Genomic DNA, 16,240 nt, shown 5'->3' with positions numbered 1-16,240 from the left:
TTCCTTAATTATATACAATCAATGATTGCTGTCATTCGGTTCATATAGGTTTAAGATTTTGTCAAACTCGCTGTCATATCGATGAGGATGATTAACATCAAAATCGATAATGGTTTTTAAAAATTGTGAGAAATTGTCATTTTTATTCGCCAATTCATCAACCACCGAATAATCCATCATCTCTTTAAATTTGGCAGGTGATAAAATCTTACTTTGTTTCACATTGTGTCTATTAAGCTCAATGATACCAATCCCAAAGCTTTGGCTAAGTTTTTTGAGCGACTCAATAAATTGACCGTCAGGCAGGATTTGTGCCGCCACCAAATAACCTTCATTTGCCCAACTTGAGTTACTGACTGCCTGAAAAAAGCTTTCTTTATAATTACTAAAATTTAGCTCTTTTTTAATCTCAAATGAATAGATTTTTATTGGTGGCTTATTAAATTTCGTAATAAAACCAAGTACATGGTTTTTTTGATAGTTGGCGTATTCAAAATGCACCGCCACCATATCTGGATACAGCCATTTATCCTCGCCTTTTGCTCCTTTTGGACTGATTTCATGAAAAATGGTTTTTGAATAAGCTTGAAAATATTTATCAAATTTCAAAAAATAAGTCAAGACAGGGTGCAACTCTCGCTCATGATATTTTGCTAAGCGATGAGTGGTTTGATCAAGATTTTTTATCACCTCTAACTTTGTTTGCTGAGATTTTAAAATATATTGTTTTGGCTTGGTATTTGTATTTGGAACTTCCTTGAAGATATGTTTATTGCGAGTAATTGAACTACCAAATGTTCTTTCTGGTGATTTGCCAATGAAAGATTCGGTGGAAACATCATAAGATCTTAACCGACGATGCAATTTATTTTTAAGAACAAACTCCCACAGCTGCATCGTTGTCATTGGTCGATTGACCATTTTCATCGCATGCACCGCCAAATCTAAAAAGCCCAATTTATCCTGATCGCTCATACATTTAGCCTATGCGAATGATCTCATTTGCCCGTTTATCTTGAATGTCTTTGACTTGAGCACGCACCATCGCCTCAATCTCATCTACCAATTTTTTGGTATCAATCAGATGGCTTTTTGTACCATGTTTATAAACTAAACTATTGGGGCTTGCTCCCACGACACCGATCGTCGCTTCTTTGGCTTCACCTGGCCCATTGACTTTACAGCCAATAACTGACAGATCCAGTGGCTCACGAATATCCTCTAAGCGAGCTTCAAGCTCATTCATCACTTTGATGACATCAAACTCTTGACGGCTACAACTTGGACAAGCAATAAAATTGACACCATTACTACGAATACCCAGTGATTTTAGAATGTCAAAGCCGATTTTAATCTCTTCTTCTGGTGCTGCCGCCAAAGAGATACGCATGGTATCGCCAATGCCATCAAGTAGCAAACCGCCCAAAGCAATGGCAGATTTGACCGTGCCAGTGCGATATACACCCGCTTCGGTAACGCCAAGATGCAATGGATTATCAATTTGTGCTGAAATCAATCGATACGCATCAAGGGTTAAAAATACATTGGAGGCTTTGACTGAGATTTTATAATTCTGAAAATTAAGATTTTCTAAAATATCAATGTGGCGTAACGCCGATTCTAGCATCGCCTCACCTGTCGGTTCTCGATATTTTTTTTGTAAATCCTTTTCAAGTGAGCCTGCATTCACACCGATACGAATCGGCACATTATGATGGCGTGCCGCTGCAACCACTTCTTTGACTTTTTGATCATTGCCAATATTACCTGGATTGATACGCAGGCAGTCTGCACCCACATCCGCCACTGCAATGGCGATTTTGTGATCAAAATGAATATCGGCAATGAGTGGAATGGATACGCGTTTTTTTATCTCAGCAAAGGCAGCGACGCTCTCCATCGTTGGTGTCGATACACGCATCAAGTCCGCACCTGCGTCCACGCATCGCTGAATTTGTGCAACTGTTGCATCAATATCACAGGTGTTTGTATTTGTCATACTTTGCACGCTGATGGGTGCATCGCCGCCGATGGCGACATTGCCAACATAGATTTTTTTGGTAGGGCGGCGTTTAATCGGATTGTGTATTGACATGGTGTTACCGTTATTCTTGTTCAATTGACCAAATACATGGCGTGATAATCATCATAAACTATTTATAATCACTTAATAATTTGTCATAAGACTTTTTGATTTCATCATGTTGAGTGCCTGAAGTTAACGCACGCTCAAGTGCTGATTTGGCGTTATTATAGTCATCTTTTGTTGGTGATTTGGCAGCTTCATATTGATGATAATAAATATATGCCATATTTTCGATGGCTACCACACGCCCTTCATAACCGATGGCTCGGCTAGGTTTATCAAAATAAATCAACGCACCTGACAAGTCTCCCATCTGCACCAAATAAAATCCATAATCCATATAACTTTGCATATCTTTAGGATTTAGTTCAATCGCCTTTTCAAACAAGCGTTGAGCTTTGGTTTGGTGAGTGGCATCCTCCGAAGCTTGATAAACCTTTGCCAAGGTGCGATAGGCAGGTGCAAACTGCCGATCAGCCGATAAAGCAGCATCCAACTGCTGTTTGGCTTGATCAAGCTTACCCATGTCCAGTAGCGAGATTGCAATTTGGGTTCGGATTTGTGCCAATTGCGGATTATTTTTAGGCGGTATTGGTGTACTTTGACAGGCACTTAAAACCAACCCCATCGCCATTACCATAGGCCACTTTACTCGGATTTTCATGTAGCGTCCATTCTATCAGGCTTTGATATCATTAGTAAATAGATGTATCAATTCATTCATGATGGCTTTGGCGTTTTTGGATACTTTCTTGCCATTTTTTGGCACGGCGTGTACGATCAGCGACCTGACCGACCAGCTGCCCACAAGCAGCATCAATATCATCACCACGAGTCTGGCGAATTGTACAAACAAATCCTGCTTGGTTTAAAATATGACTAAAAGCATGTATCCGATTATTGCTTGAACGCCCATAAGGTGCGTGCGGAAATGGATTGAACGGAATTAAATTAATTTTGCTCGGCAAATCTTTTAGCAAATCAACCAGCTGATGTGCGTGTTCATCAGAATCGTTAACACCTGCCAGCATAACATATTCGATGGTAATGTGTTTTTTGTGGCGAGGATTTTCATCGTACACATAAGATTTGGCAGCCTTAATAAGATCTTTTAAAGGATATTTTTTATTAATCGGCACAAGTTCATTACGAAGCTCATCATTGGGTGCATGTAAGCTAATGGCAAGTGCCACATCAATATCTTTGGCCAAATCATACATTTTTGGAACAACGCCTGAGGTTGAAAGTGTGACACGGCGTTTGGATAAGCCAAATGCATGATCATCAAGCATAAGTGACATGGACGCCACCACAGGATCATAGTTTAATAACGGTTCACCCATGCCCATCATGACGACATTGGTCACACGGTTTTCTCGCTCGGTTGGCGGCACATTTTCCATATAAGACTGATTGGCGACCCAAAGCTGCCCAATGATTTCGCTTGGCGTTAAATCTCGCTCAAAACCCTGCTTACCTGTACTACAAAACGAACAATCCAACGCACAGCCCACTTGCGATGAAATGCATAAAGTCTTACGCCCAAATTGCTTACCATCATCGGCAGGAATCAAGACTGTCTCAACCAACGAACCACCCGCCACCTCAAAGACCCATTTGCGTGTACCATCTTGGCTAAATTCTTTATATTTCACAGTCGGCGGCACGACGCAAGCTACCTCATGTAGCTTATGCTGAAGTTTTTTTGAAATATTTGTCATCTCAAAAAAATCTGTCACACCAAATTGATAAATCCACTTCATCACCTGCGTTGCACGAAACGACTTTTCGCCCAAAGACACAAAAAATGCCGATAATTCATCTTTTGACATACCTAAAAGATTAACTTTCTTGGCTGCTTGGTCGGACTGCTCAGCGGAGGTGATGACAGGAATTTTATTCACGGTACACTCTATACAAGTATTTAATTAAACCCATTATTATACTAAAATTTTGCATCAAAGTCATGCTAATGCACTCAGATATAGATAATAATCAGATACAGATAATAAAAAGCAAACGGATGTTCCATTTGCTTTTTATTAAACATATCATAAAACGGTATCAGTGGGTCAAACCTTGCACACGCTCAACTTGTTTGGCAAAATCTTCTCGGTATTCCAAAAGCTCTTCGCATGTGATGGCAAAAACACCACTACCGCCTTTTTCAAAGGTCAGCCAATCAAACTGAATTTCAGGATAAGCTTGGCGTAGCGCCCACTCGCTATCACCAACTTCACAAACCAACAAGCCATCTTTGGTCAAATAATCAGGTGCGTGGTATAAAATTTGATGTACCAAATCTAAGCCATCTTGACCTGCTGCAAGTGCATGTTCAGGCTCATGCAAAAACTCAGGTGGCAGCTCTGCCATTACCGCTGCATCCACATAAGGCGGATTAGTCACAATAAGCTCGTACTGATTTTCAGCGGGCAGTTTGGCAAATAAATTTGATTCAAGTAGATTGACTTGATGAGCAAGCTCATGATGCTCAACATTTGTCCATGCCACTTCTAGGGCATCTTTATCAATATCTGTGGCATCAATATTGGCATCAGGAAATGCCTTAGCAAGTGCAATGGCAATACAACCAGAACCTGTGCATAAATCCAAAATACGCTCAGGTGCTGCCAACTGCGACTCTTCTAAACCGTGGCTAAAAAATGAGTTTTTGCGTACATCATCGACATCAAAATATGGATAAAACTGCTGATTAATCAGCTCGGCAATCGGAGAGCGTGGAATCAAAACACGCTCATCAACATAAAAAGGCAGCCCACAAAAATACGCCAAATTAATCAAATAAGACAAAGGCTTACGCTGAATGATACGCTCAGATAATAAAGTCAAGACTTCTTGCTTTTCGCTGGGAGTCAGCTTACACGCCAAAATCTGCTCATCTGCCGACCATTCAAGCGATAAAGAATGCAAAACAATTGCCGCCGCTTCAGCAAACTCATCTGTCGTCCCTTGTGCCACAACGACATCATACTGGCGAAGCTTGGTCACCACAAAGCGGATAAAATCACGAATGGTTACCAATGCCTGCTCAGCTTCACCAAGCTCGGTATATAATGTAGCAATCTCCGCTTGGGTGAGCTGACCATTTTCATTCATCGTATAATCAAAGTCATATTCCGCCAAATCGTCAGCGTCAAAGTGGGTATCAATTGTCATCAAGCTGCCTTTTCGTCATGCCCTGTCACAGTGCTATTTAAATAATTTTTATTATAATCAACTTAGCACAAATTTGCCACTGTTTTCATCATGCCAACCAAAATCTTGGTACAATCTTATTCAATAAAAACCACAAAAATACTAAAATTTGGTGAATGTGATTGGTTTTAAACCAAAAAATTGTTAAACTAAAGGTTTATATTAAGCATAAAGTATGCCAAATTTTATCGCATTTTTGATTAATTTTGAGACCATCATGACCGATAATATAAGATTTTGCCTACCCAAAGGCATGAGCCATAAGACTTTTTTGGCAGAATATTGGCAAAAAAAGCCGCTGCTAATTAAGGGGGGTTTGCCTGACTTGATAGGGATGTTTGAGCCTGAAGATATACTTGGTTTGGCACTTGAAGAAGGCGTGTCTGCTCGATTGATCAGCCAAAGTGATAAAAATATCAATCAATGGTCGCTAAAATCTGCTCCGCTTGATGAAGACGATATCTATCAAACCCCCAAGCTTTGGACAATCTTGGTACAAAATCTTGAGCAATGGTCGCCTGAGCTTGGTGAGCTTTGGTCGCATTTTGATTTTATTCCCAAATGGCAACAAGATGATATCATGGTATCTGTTGCTCCAAAAGGCGGTTCGGTGGGTGCACATTATGATGAATATGATGTATTTCTTGCCCAAGGTTATGGTGCGCGTCGATGGCAGTTGGGCAAGATGTGTACTTCTGATACCCCTTTTGTGCCTAATCAACCAATACGCCTTTTAGATGACATGGGTAAGATTATTTTTGATGAAGTCTTGCAAGCAGGTGATGTGCTTTATGTACCGCCAAGGCTTAGCCATCATGGGATTGCGATGAATGATTGCTTGACATTTTCATTTGGTTTTCGCAGACCCAATCTTGTACAAATTATGGACGAGCTGGCAGATGTCGCCACCAATCACGCCAATCTGTTTCATGTCCTAACCTTACCGCAAGCTGACCAGCCAGATGCCTATGAGCTTAGCCAAGATAGCATTCAAGCACTCAAAGATAAGCTAATTAACCTGCTAAATTCCAAAGAAGGCGATGCGTTATTGACAGATGCCATCGGCGAGCTGGTCAGTCAACGCCAGTATGAATTACTTGCGTTTGAAGATGAGCTTGATGCTGATACACTCAAAACTCGCCTTGAAGATGGTGAGTGCTTGGTATTAAACCCTGCCTGCCGCTTTGTCCATGTGCGTGATGTGTGGTATATCAATGGCGAAAAAGTTGACTTGTCAGATGATGAACGAGCATATCTTAAGCATTTGATTCACGGTGATGCCATTACTGCCGAAGACGCCAATTTACAAAATCTGCCTTGGCTTAGCCAGTGGCTGAATGATAATTGGCTGATTTTGGTTTAATATGATTTTGGTTTAATATTATGTTAAGCGTCATTCGTATGCTGATGCTATTTATGATCCTTTTGTTGATTGGTGCATATGTGTTTGGTCAATTCCAAAATCATCATTCAGACAATGTCAATCCCATTCCTGTGGTTTTCTGTGTTTTAGGCACAGTCAGCTTAACTCAAAATTAGAAGATTATGTCCTTTGTACATTTAGGTATTCGTAGCGAATACGCCATTATAGACTCAATTGTCCGTATCAAAGATTTGGTCAAAGCCGCCGTCGCTGATGGTCAAGATACACTTGCTTTGGCTGACTGGAATAATATGTTTGCAGCAGTCAAGTTTTATAAAGCGTGTATCGGCGCTGGTATTAAGCCAATCATTGGGGCTGAGGTGGTGGTTGGTGAGCATAGTGATAAAGATGCAGCTGATGCACGCCACAGCGTCATCCTTTATGCGATGAGCCATCATGGCTACCAAAACCTGATGCGTTTGATTTCAGATGCTTATACCAACCGCCCAATGAATAATCATGGTTCGGTAGAGTTTGAAACACCCGTCATCACCAAAGCGGCTTTGGCTGAATATTCCGATGAATTAATCGCCATCTTAACACATCGCTCAGAGATTGCTCAGCCTTTACTTGGCAATAACCCTGACAATGCCCTGCCTATTTTACAAACATGGCAAGATATTTTTGGCGATAGGCTCTACATTGGCATTCGCCGAGTCAAAGCCAGCGATGATAAGTTTAATGAAAGTGCCATCATTCAAGCTGCTAAGCTTGGCATTGCTATCATTGCACATAATGATGTACGCTTTATTCACGCAAGCCCAACTGAGACAAATGACAAAAATAATACCGTCAGTACAGACTTTGATGCACATGAAGCTCGTGTGTGTATCGCAAATGGCTATACCTTAGCAGATGACAGACGCCCAAGAGAATACACCGAACTTCAATATTTCAAAAGCCAAAAGCAGATGGCCGAGCTGTTTGCCGATCTGCCCCAAGCAATTAAAAATACGCGCCTACTCGCCAGCCGATGCAATATAACTATCACACTTGGGATTAATGTTCTGCCCGATTTTCCCATCCCAAAAGGTGAGACCATTGAGACTTTTTTTAAAAAAGTATCCGCTGATGGCTTAAACAGACGGCTTGAGAAACTTTATCCTGTTGATCAGCGAGATGATGATTGGGATAAAGTACGCAAACCTTATGATGAAAGGCTTGACTATGAGCTTGATATCATTCTTAAGATGGGTTTTCCTGGCTATTTTTTAATTGTCATGGACTTTATCCGCTGGGCAAAAGCCAATGGCGTACCTGTCGGTCCTGGTCGTGGCTCAGGTGCAGGCTCTTTGGTTGCTTATTCGCTTAATATTACTGATCTTGACCCTTTGAGCTATGATTTGTTATTTGAGCGATTCTTAAACCCTGAGCGTGTCTCAATGCCTGACTTTGATATCGATTTTTGTATCGAAGGGCGTGACCGTGTGATTGACTATGTGGCACAAACATATGGTCGCCAAGCAGTCAGCCAAATCATCACCTTTGGTACGATGGCGGCGCGTGCGGTGGTTCGTGATGTCACCCGTGTTCAGGGTAAGCCTTTTGGTCTGGGTGATCGCATCTCAAAGATGATTCCAAAAACACCTGGTATTAAGCTTGAAGATGCCTTTGATCAAGAACCTCAACTCAAAGAGCTGCTGACCAATCCAGATGCACCAGACCATGAATTGGCTCTTGAGATATGGGAGATGGCCAAAAAGCTTGAAGGTCTCACCCGTAATGTCGGCAAACATGCAGGCGGCGTACTCATCGCACCCAATCGCATCAGTGATTTTTCGGCCATCTATTGTGATGGTGAAGGTCATCCTGTCAGCCAATATGATAAGGACGATGTTGAAGCTGTCGGCTTGGTAAAATTTGATTTCTTAGGACTTCGAAATTTGACCGTACTTCAAGCCGCTGTTGATAACATTAACCAAACTCGTCAAGCTCAAGGTCAATCCTCAATTGATTTAGAAACCTTGCCACTCGATGACGCCGATGTATACACTTCAGTACTTCAAGAGGCCAAAACCAGTGCGGTATTTCAGCTAGAAAGTAGCGGCATGAAAAAATACTTAGCACAGCTTAAGCCCTCAAATATCGAAGATGTCATTGCGATGTGTGCTTTATATCGACCCGGCCCGCTTGAGTCTGGTATGGTGTCTGATTTTATCGACAGAAAGCATGGTATTCAAGAAGTGGCTTATCCCCATCCTCAGTTTCAGCATGAACTGCTGCAACCACCTCTTGAATCAACCTATGGGGTCATCGTCTATCAAGAGCAAGTCATGCAGATTGCACAGGTCTTAGCAGGTTATACCTTAGGTGGTGCAGATATGCTAAGGCGTGCCATGGGCAAGAAAAAACCCGAAGAGATGGCCAAGCAGCGTAGTACTTTTGTGGATGGTGCGATTGAGCAAAATATCGATGGCGGTTTGGCGGCACAAATTTTTGATTTGGTTGAAAAATTTGCAGGCTACGGTTTTAATAAATCACATTCGGCAGCCTATGGTGTGCTTGCTTATCAGACTGCTTACCTAAAACATTATTATCCAGCTGAATTTATGGCAGCGGTCTTAACATCTGAAATGGATGATACCGACCAGGTGGTTTTTTTACTGTCTGATTGCCGTGATAATTTTGGGTTAACTATCATCCCACCCAGTGTCAATCATAGCCAATGGAAATTTGTGGTCAGAGATGCCAAGACAATTGTTTATGGGCTTGGTGCTGTCAAGGGCGTCGGTGAAGAGGCGGTTAATAGCATTGTCGCTGCACGCAAGGACGGTGCTTTTAAGGATTTATACGATTTTTGTAATCGTGTTGACATCAAAAAAGTGGGTAAACGCTCACTAGAAGCACTCATTAAAGCAGGCTGTTTTGATATTTTAGCCGAAACCTTAAAACCACATTATATCACCGATCACTCAGATTGCAGTTACCAAATTCGCCGTGGCTTGTGGCGGCAGCTCCCCGAAGCAATGGCAGCTGCCGACCAAAACCGCCAAAACCAATTAATTGGGACGATGGATTTATTTACAGATGTCGATGATTCACTATTTGTCGCACCGCCACTTGAAGATGTCTACTGGCAGCCACAAGATCGCTTACGCTATGAACAAGCGACGCTTGGGCTGTATTTAACTGGTCATCCTTTGGATGAATATCGCAGTGAGCTACCCTTATATACTACTGTTAAAAGTGTCGTTGATTTAAAAGATACCGCCAAAGGCTTTGCATGGATTGCAGGCTTGATTTATGATGTGGCATTTTTTGGGGAGCGTATTGTCGTCAAGCTTGACGATGGCAAAGGTCGCATTGAAATGAGCTGCTATGGTGAGACTTTTAATCAATTTAAAGAAGTTTTGACCGCAGGTAAGCGTGTGCTTGGTATTGATGAAGAATACAAACCGTTATACACCAAAGGTGAGCGTGCAAATATGACCATTGCAAATATCGTCATCGCCAAAATCAGCGTCCGAGAAAATGATGATGGTCGGATTTTTACTCGCCTACATCACATTGAGTCTATCGAAAATGCTCGGATTCGCCGACTAAAGGAAATTCATCTAAAGCTTGCTTGTGATGACACTCAAGCACTTGAGGGGATTTTAAGTGTGATAAAAGAAAATAGCCCACCGCCTGAGCTAATCAAACGAGGCTCTCACCCAACTTCAGAGCATGATGATATAGACATCAGTCAAGTGGGCGATTTATGTGTACCTTTATCATTATACTTATATGATGAATGCAGTGTTGCACGCATCCAAACCAATGACCGATTACGGCTATACCCCAGCGACCACAATATTGCTCAATTAAAAAATCATATCACTGATGATCATTTGGTGTTTCGATAATGATGAACGATTTACTCAAATCTTGGCTATCACACATTCGCATCGTGATGGTTGGTACTACCCTACCTGCCAATATCGGCTCGGCGGCGCGTGCACTGCATACCATGGGCTTAGATGATTTGGTGGTCGTCAATCCACGCTTACCGATTGATGACAGCAGTTATGCCAATGCAGCAGGTGCAGGCATATTACTGGACAAAGCTTGCATCACAAAAGATATCAAAAATGCCATTGGTGATTGTACACTCATTTTTGCAGCCAGCGCCCGATCACGCCAAATGCCTAGGCCTGTGCTGACGCCAAGCATGGCTGCACAAGTTGCACTTAAGCAATTATCACAGACTGTCTCAAAAAATACTTTGGCGACATCTTTGGATCATATGAATCAATCAGCTGATGATTCGGTCAATGCCTTACCTAAAATTGCCATTTTATTTGGGCGTGAAGACCGAGGTTTGACCAATGAAGAGCTGTCATTGGCTGATTATCATATCCAGATTCCTGCCAATTTGAATTATCCTGTACTCAATGTTGCCAGTGCCATACAAGTCATCACAGCTACCTTTTTTGATCAATTTGCCAGTACGCTTACACCATCTTCTCTTGTTAGTACCAAGCAGATACAAGGCATGCCAAAAGAGGAATACTCGCTGCCCATACACATACGCAGCGACTGGGATGAGCCTGCGATCACTCAAGCACAGTCAGCCAATCTTGAAAGTGCCATCATCACATTGATGCAACGGCTCAATCTTGCACACGACGATGATCTTAAGCACCTACCAAATCGCTTATCTCGCTTGAATCGTCGCTTGCAGCTAGACCAAAAAGAATACGCCTTAGTCCGTGCTTTGATTGCTAAGATTAATCAGAATTTGCCTTAGCTTGGGTGGCATCGCCGTTCATTCAATCATATCGGTATACTAGGCTTGATTTGATAAATCTCACATTCAGCCATATGATGAGAGAAATTTTAGGAAAAATACATGCTAAAAAAACTGTTGAAATTAAAAAACACCATCACAGATGATGTGAAAGCTGTGCTTGCACGAGACCCTGCTGCACGCAGCCAAATGGAAGTACTGTTAACCTATCCTGGCATTCATGCGCGTATCATGCACCGAGGGGCACACTACTTGTGGAATTTGGACCATAAGTTTATGGCCAGAGCGCTTTCTCATTTTAGTCGCTGCACAACAGGCATTGAAATTCACCCTGCCGCTAAGATCGGTAAGCGTTTTTTTATTGATCACGGCATGGGCGTCGTTATTGGCGAGACTGCCGAAATTGGTGATGATGTTACTTTGTATCATGGTGTCACTTTAGGTGGTGTCTCTTGGGAAAAAGGTGCCAAACGCCATCCGACCCTTGGCAACAATGTGGTTGTTGGTGCAGGTGCTAAGATTTTGGGCGGCTTTCGTGTTGGTGATGATGCCAAGATTGGCTCAAATGCTGTTGTCGTAAAGGCAGTGCCAGCTGGTGCCACGATGGTCGGTAGTGCCGCCCGCATGGTCGTCAAGCACAAACAAGAACAAATATCCACCAAACATCACGCACAATCTAAGGAGCTGTTTAACGCTTATGGCTTAAAACCTGATTCCAAAGACCCTGTTGCATCAAGTATTGCAGCTTTATTGGCACATATCCAAGAGCGTGATAAGCAAATCTGTGAACTCACCGCCGCAGTCAAAAAACTAGATCCAAATTTTAATCCCCAAAGCATAAAATCACTGTGCAAAGATGATTTGGATGTTTTTGATGGCGAAGGCTTAGAGCTTGATTATCACATTTGATATGAACAATCCAATCGCAAAAACAGTCAATCGCTGCAGTTGGTGCTTGTCCGATCCACTTTACATTCACTACCACGATCATGAGTGGGGCAAGCCCATTTATGATGACCAGAGGCTATTTGCTCAACTTTGCCTAGAGTCAATGCAATCAGGCTTAAGCTGGATTACGATTTTAAAAAAGCGTGATAATTATTATCATGCCTTTGATGAGTTCGATGCCATAAAAATTACTCAGTATGATCAAGCTAAGATTGAAGCATTAATGCAAAATACGGGTATTATCCGCCACCTTGGTAAAATCAACGCCATCATCAATAACGCCAAAGCCTACCTTGCCATCACAGAGCATCAAAGTTTTAGTGACTATCTGTGGGGGATTACAACACCAGATGGCAAACCCGTCATCAACTACCCCAAAACACTTGCCGACATACCCACCCAAAATGAAGTCTCGGCAAGATTGGCAAAAGCCCTAAAACAGCAAGGATTTAAGTTCATCGGTTCAACGACCTGCTATGCCTTTATGCAAGCAGTTGGCATGGTAAATGATCATTTGATTGATTGTGATTTTCGCAAAAAAGCCCTTGTATCATCATAGATACGCAGGGCTTAAATATATGGATTGATTAAATTTACTTAGGCTGTTTATAGATTGGATGAATTAGGCTCAGGATGCTTGGCATTTGATTCAAAAATTGTTTTAAATTTATCCATCTGCAGCCCTTCAATCTGTACCGTACGATTCGGAAAGGGAATATCAATGCCCGCTTCATCAAACGCATATTTCACCTGCTCAAGCAAATCTGCTTGCGTCATAAACCAATCGTCATTATTGGTCCATACTCTCAGCACCAAATCCACAGAGCTATCGGCCAATGCTGTGACAATGACAGTTGGTTTTGGGTCATCCAAAACATTTGGATGGGCTTCGGCAAGACCAATCATTACCTTGCGTGCCTCTCGAATATCTGCATTATAACCGATACCCACCTCAACATCTACACGGCGATTTGGCAAGGAGGAATAGTTGATACTAGCAGAGGTCATAATATCACCATTTGGGATAATAATCTCGTGATTATGGGCGGTACGAATACGGGTATTGACTAAGCTAATATCAAGTACTGTGCCAAGTTTACCGCCAATCTCAACCAAATCACCACGCCCAAATGGTCTAAAAATCACAATCAAAACACCTGCTGCTAAGTTTGATAACTGGTCTTTGAGCGATACACCAATTGCAACACCTGCCGCACCCAAGACAGCAACAAATGAATTGGTATTGACGCCCAATTTATTCAAGGATGCCAAAATGACCGTGACCAACATCAAACCATATAACAAATTACCCAAAAAGTTGGCAGCCGTGCGATCCAGTCGGCTTTTTACCATAATGTGTTTGGCAACGCCAACGATGCGTTTACCAATCCATTGACCTACAAAGAAAATCAGCAATGCCAATACCAAACGCCCCGAAAAGTCAATTGCCAGCTGGGTTAGTGTATTGATATCAATTGGTACGCCCAAAAATTGTAAAGTATCATTGGCACCATGCTCAAGGGTATCTTTCGTCAGCCTTGCTGCATCTGTCACAACCTCTTTGGCTGTTTCAGCGGTATCAGCGACTGTACGAACAACGGTATTAGACTCGCTGTTGGCTACTTTATTACTTTGACTCATGACTTTTCCATCAATTCTATTTTTATAACCTTTAAGTCTATTTGCCAAGTCTAGATACTTATCTTACCTATGGCAAAAACCTAACAAATAATTTTATTATTTATTATATCAATTAATTACATAAACTTAGTAATTAGTCTTAATGGCAAATATTTCATACCAAGTCCAATAGGTAACCATGGCCATAGTGGCACATAAGCTTCATCAACTTTGGCTTCAATGGCCTTGATAATGACATCAGCACCTTCATCTTCTTCAACTTCAAAAGGCAGATATTTCGCCCCAATATTTAAATCTGTGCGTACATAACCTGGGTAAATGGTCGATACCGTAATCGGTAACTTTTCTTTGATCATATCGGCGCGAATGCCCTCAGCAAGTCTAGCGAGACCAGCCTTAGCGGCGGCGTAAGTTGTCAAATGACGCGGTAACCCTCGCACCGCAGACATACTTGAGATAACCACCAATTGACCGCTATTTTGACGGCGAAAAATCTGCATTGCCGCTTCACACTGGGCAATGGCGGCAATAAAGTTTATTTCGGCGGTCGCACGGTTAATATTAAATCGACCATGCCCAATCACACGACTGTCGCCTACGCCTGCATTGACGATGATTTTATCAATTTGACCAATTTGCTTGGTAAATTCGCCAAAGACTTCAAAAATCTGCTCGTAATCCGTCACATCCAAGCGTGTGATATGTACCGTAATGCCATAATCGCCCTCAAGCTCAGCCTTGATTGCCTCAAGCCTTTCTAGGCGGCGTGCACAAATCGCCAAATCATAGCCCAAAAAAGCAAACTTACGCGCCATCATCGCACCCAAACCCGAGCTTGCCCCTGTAATCAGCACTGTCTTACCCGCCCCAATGCCACGAATGTCATTTAAGTCTTTAATTTTATTAAAACGGTTGGCGACAATGCGTCCAAATCTATCGGCTTTACTAAACAATTCTTCAAGTTTTTTCATAGAAATTACAACCAAGCTAATCTGCATCATCAAATGACTAAATCGCATATTTTAACGCAGCCAAGCCAAAAATCACAGTATTAATTTATTTAGCTTAAGTTTTCTAAAGACGCTTGGTCATCACTTAAGGTCTGCTAAATTTAGCCAAAGCTTGCCCAAGTAAATTGCCTGTTTGTCCAATCACATCTGTGACGCTGCTACCAAGTTGCTCAGCCAAGCCAATTTTCTCTGCCAAAGTTGGCTTGCTACGAGAATGTAACAAATACGCTTCACAAGCTTTTAGCTGATCGAGCAAATACGCATCTGAAGTACCAATCTCATCAATCAACCCAAGCTCTAGAGCATCTTCACCAAACCACACTTCACCTGTAGCGACACGCTCAAGATCCAGTTGGGGGCGATATTTATGAATAAAACCTTTAAATAACTCGTGAATACGCTCAATATCAGCTTGGTGCTTGGCACGATCTTCATCGTCATTTTCTCCAAAAATCGTGACAGTACGCTTATACTCGCCTGCTGTAAACTGCTCAAATTGCACATCATGCTTTTTCAAAAACTCGTGAAAGTTAGGCAGCTGACTGACAACACCAATCGAACCAATGACCGCAAAATCACTGGCAATAATTTTATCGGCAGTACATGCCATCATATAGCCACCACTGGCAGCAATCTTATCAACACAGATGGTCAGCTTTAACCCTGCTTCTTTGATACGCACAAGCTGTGCGGCAGCCAGCCCATAGGCATGCACTTGACCGCCGCCACTTTCGAGGCGAAGCACCACTTCATCACCACGATTTGCCACACTGATGATGGCACTGATCTCTTCACGCAAATGAGCGACCGCACTTGCCTTAATATCTCCATCAAAATCAAGGACATAAATTGCTGCTTTTTGTGTATGATCGTCGGTAGACTGCTGGCATTTTTTGTCTAATGTTTTAATATCTTTGAATAATTGACACAATTTATCTTTGAATTTGTGTGATGCACCATGATGCTCAGATTGGATGGTTTTGATTTTGTTTTTGGTATCTTTTTGAGCGTTATTTAGATGGGTAATGTGTAGCTCAATGGGTTTTTTTGAAGTGTGTAACATAATTTTGCCTTAAAATATCAATCAATAAAAGCGTATTTGGTGGTAAATGGGGAAAAAATACATGATTTAAATGCCCAACATAACTTGATTACAAAAATCGCACAAATCAAAAACGAAAGTTTAT

At 41.9% G+C, this 16,240-nt stretch carries 14 protein-coding genes; 6 read left to right on the top strand and 8 right to left on the bottom strand.

Going from position 1 to position 16,240, the window contains the following annotated elements; all coding sequences use genetic code 11:
- Nucleotides 1-18: 18 nt before the first annotated feature.
- The 5 genes from A4U55_RS06580 to prmB form a co-directional block, all read right to left on the bottom strand.
- Nucleotides 19-975 (bottom strand): hypothetical protein, encoded by a 957-nt coding sequence (locus tag A4U55_RS06580; RefSeq protein ID WP_003666483.1) that lies wholly within the window; start codon nt 973-975, stop codon nt 19-21.
- A gap of 4 nt (nt 976-979) precedes the next feature.
- Nucleotides 980-2,095: a flavodoxin-dependent (E)-4-hydroxy-3-methylbut-2-enyl-diphosphate synthase gene (gene ispG, locus A4U55_RS06575; RefSeq protein ID WP_003660169.1), complete on the bottom strand. Its 1,116-nt coding sequence runs from the start codon at nt 2,093-2,095 to the stop codon at nt 980-982.
- A 58-nt stretch (nt 2,096-2,153) separates the two neighbouring features.
- Nucleotides 2,154-2,714, bottom strand: a complete 561-nt coding sequence (locus A4U55_RS06570) for a tetratricopeptide repeat protein (RefSeq protein WP_013108030.1) — start codon at nt 2,712-2,714, stop codon at nt 2,154-2,156.
- Nucleotides 2,715-2,802: 88 nt separating this feature from the next.
- Complete coding sequence (gene rlmN / locus A4U55_RS06565) at nt 2,803-3,990, bottom strand: 23S rRNA (adenine(2503)-C(2))-methyltransferase RlmN (RefSeq protein WP_003662538.1); 1,188 nt, start codon at nt 3,988-3,990, stop codon at nt 2,803-2,805.
- A 160-nt stretch (nt 3,991-4,150) separates the two neighbouring features.
- Nucleotides 4,151-5,263, bottom strand: coding sequence for a 50S ribosomal protein L3 N(5)-glutamine methyltransferase (gene prmB / locus A4U55_RS06560; RefSeq protein ID WP_003660172.1), 1,113 nt, complete (start codon nt 5,261-5,263; stop codon nt 4,151-4,153).
- 214 nt (nt 5,264-5,477) lie between these two features.
- Between prmB and A4U55_RS06555 the strand changes: the two genes are divergently transcribed.
- From A4U55_RS06555 to A4U55_RS06535, 6 genes are all read left to right on the top strand, one after another.
- The gene (locus A4U55_RS06555; RefSeq protein ID WP_227513439.1) at nt 5,478-6,665 is read left to right on the top strand and encodes a ribosomal protein uL16 3-hydroxylase; all 1,188 of its coding nucleotides are present in this window, start codon (nt 5,478-5,480) and stop codon (nt 6,663-6,665) included.
- 20 nt (nt 6,666-6,685) lie between these two features.
- Nucleotides 6,686-6,841 (top strand): hypothetical protein, encoded by a 156-nt coding sequence (locus tag A4U55_RS09060; RefSeq protein WP_003660174.1) that lies wholly within the window; start codon nt 6,686-6,688, stop codon nt 6,839-6,841.
- Between the two features lie 6 nt (nt 6,842-6,847).
- Nucleotides 6,848-10,570 carry a DNA polymerase III subunit alpha gene (dnaE, locus tag A4U55_RS06550; RefSeq protein ID WP_038519326.1) on the top strand — a complete coding sequence of 1,241 codons (3,723 nt, stop codon included), beginning with the start codon at nt 6,848-6,850 and terminating at the stop codon, nt 10,568-10,570.
- Nucleotides 10,570-11,454, top strand: a complete 885-nt coding sequence (locus A4U55_RS06545) for an RNA methyltransferase (RefSeq protein ID WP_003662532.1) — start codon at nt 10,570-10,572, stop codon at nt 11,452-11,454. Before dnaE ends, A4U55_RS06545 begins: the two co-directional genes overlap by 1 nt.
- A 102-nt stretch (nt 11,455-11,556) precedes the next feature.
- Complete coding sequence (cysE, locus tag A4U55_RS06540) at nt 11,557-12,363, top strand: serine O-acetyltransferase (RefSeq protein WP_003660178.1); 807 nt, start codon at nt 11,557-11,559, stop codon at nt 12,361-12,363.
- Nucleotides 12,347-12,961, top strand: coding sequence for a DNA-3-methyladenine glycosylase I (locus tag A4U55_RS06535; protein WP_003671207.1), 615 nt, complete (start codon nt 12,347-12,349; stop codon nt 12,959-12,961). Before cysE ends, A4U55_RS06535 begins: the two co-directional genes overlap by 17 nt.
- Before the next feature lie 47 nt (nt 12,962-13,008).
- Here the strand turns inward: A4U55_RS06535 and A4U55_RS06530 are convergent, their stop codons facing one another.
- The 3 genes from A4U55_RS06530 to sohB form a co-directional block, all read right to left on the bottom strand.
- Nucleotides 13,009-14,043: a mechanosensitive ion channel family protein gene (locus A4U55_RS06530; RefSeq protein WP_003667103.1), complete on the bottom strand. Its 1,035-nt coding sequence runs from the start codon at nt 14,041-14,043 to the stop codon at nt 13,009-13,011.
- Nucleotides 14,044-14,159: 116 nt separating this feature from the next.
- A complete protein-coding gene (locus A4U55_RS06525; RefSeq protein WP_050809201.1) occupies nt 14,160-15,014 on the bottom strand; it encodes an SDR family oxidoreductase in 855 nt (284 codons plus the stop codon).
- Between the two features lie 124 nt (nt 15,015-15,138).
- Nucleotides 15,139-16,116, bottom strand: coding sequence for a protease SohB (gene sohB, locus A4U55_RS06520; protein WP_003662527.1), 978 nt, complete (start codon nt 16,114-16,116; stop codon nt 15,139-15,141).
- Between the last annotated feature and the right edge of the window lie 124 nt (nt 16,117-16,240).

The organism is Moraxella catarrhalis, assembly GCF_001632285.1.
Taxonomy (GTDB): Bacteria; Pseudomonadota; Gammaproteobacteria; order Pseudomonadales; family Moraxellaceae; genus Moraxella; species Moraxella catarrhalis.
Note: the sequence above shows the minus strand (reverse complement) of the source record. Positions and strands in the feature narration are given on the sequence as shown.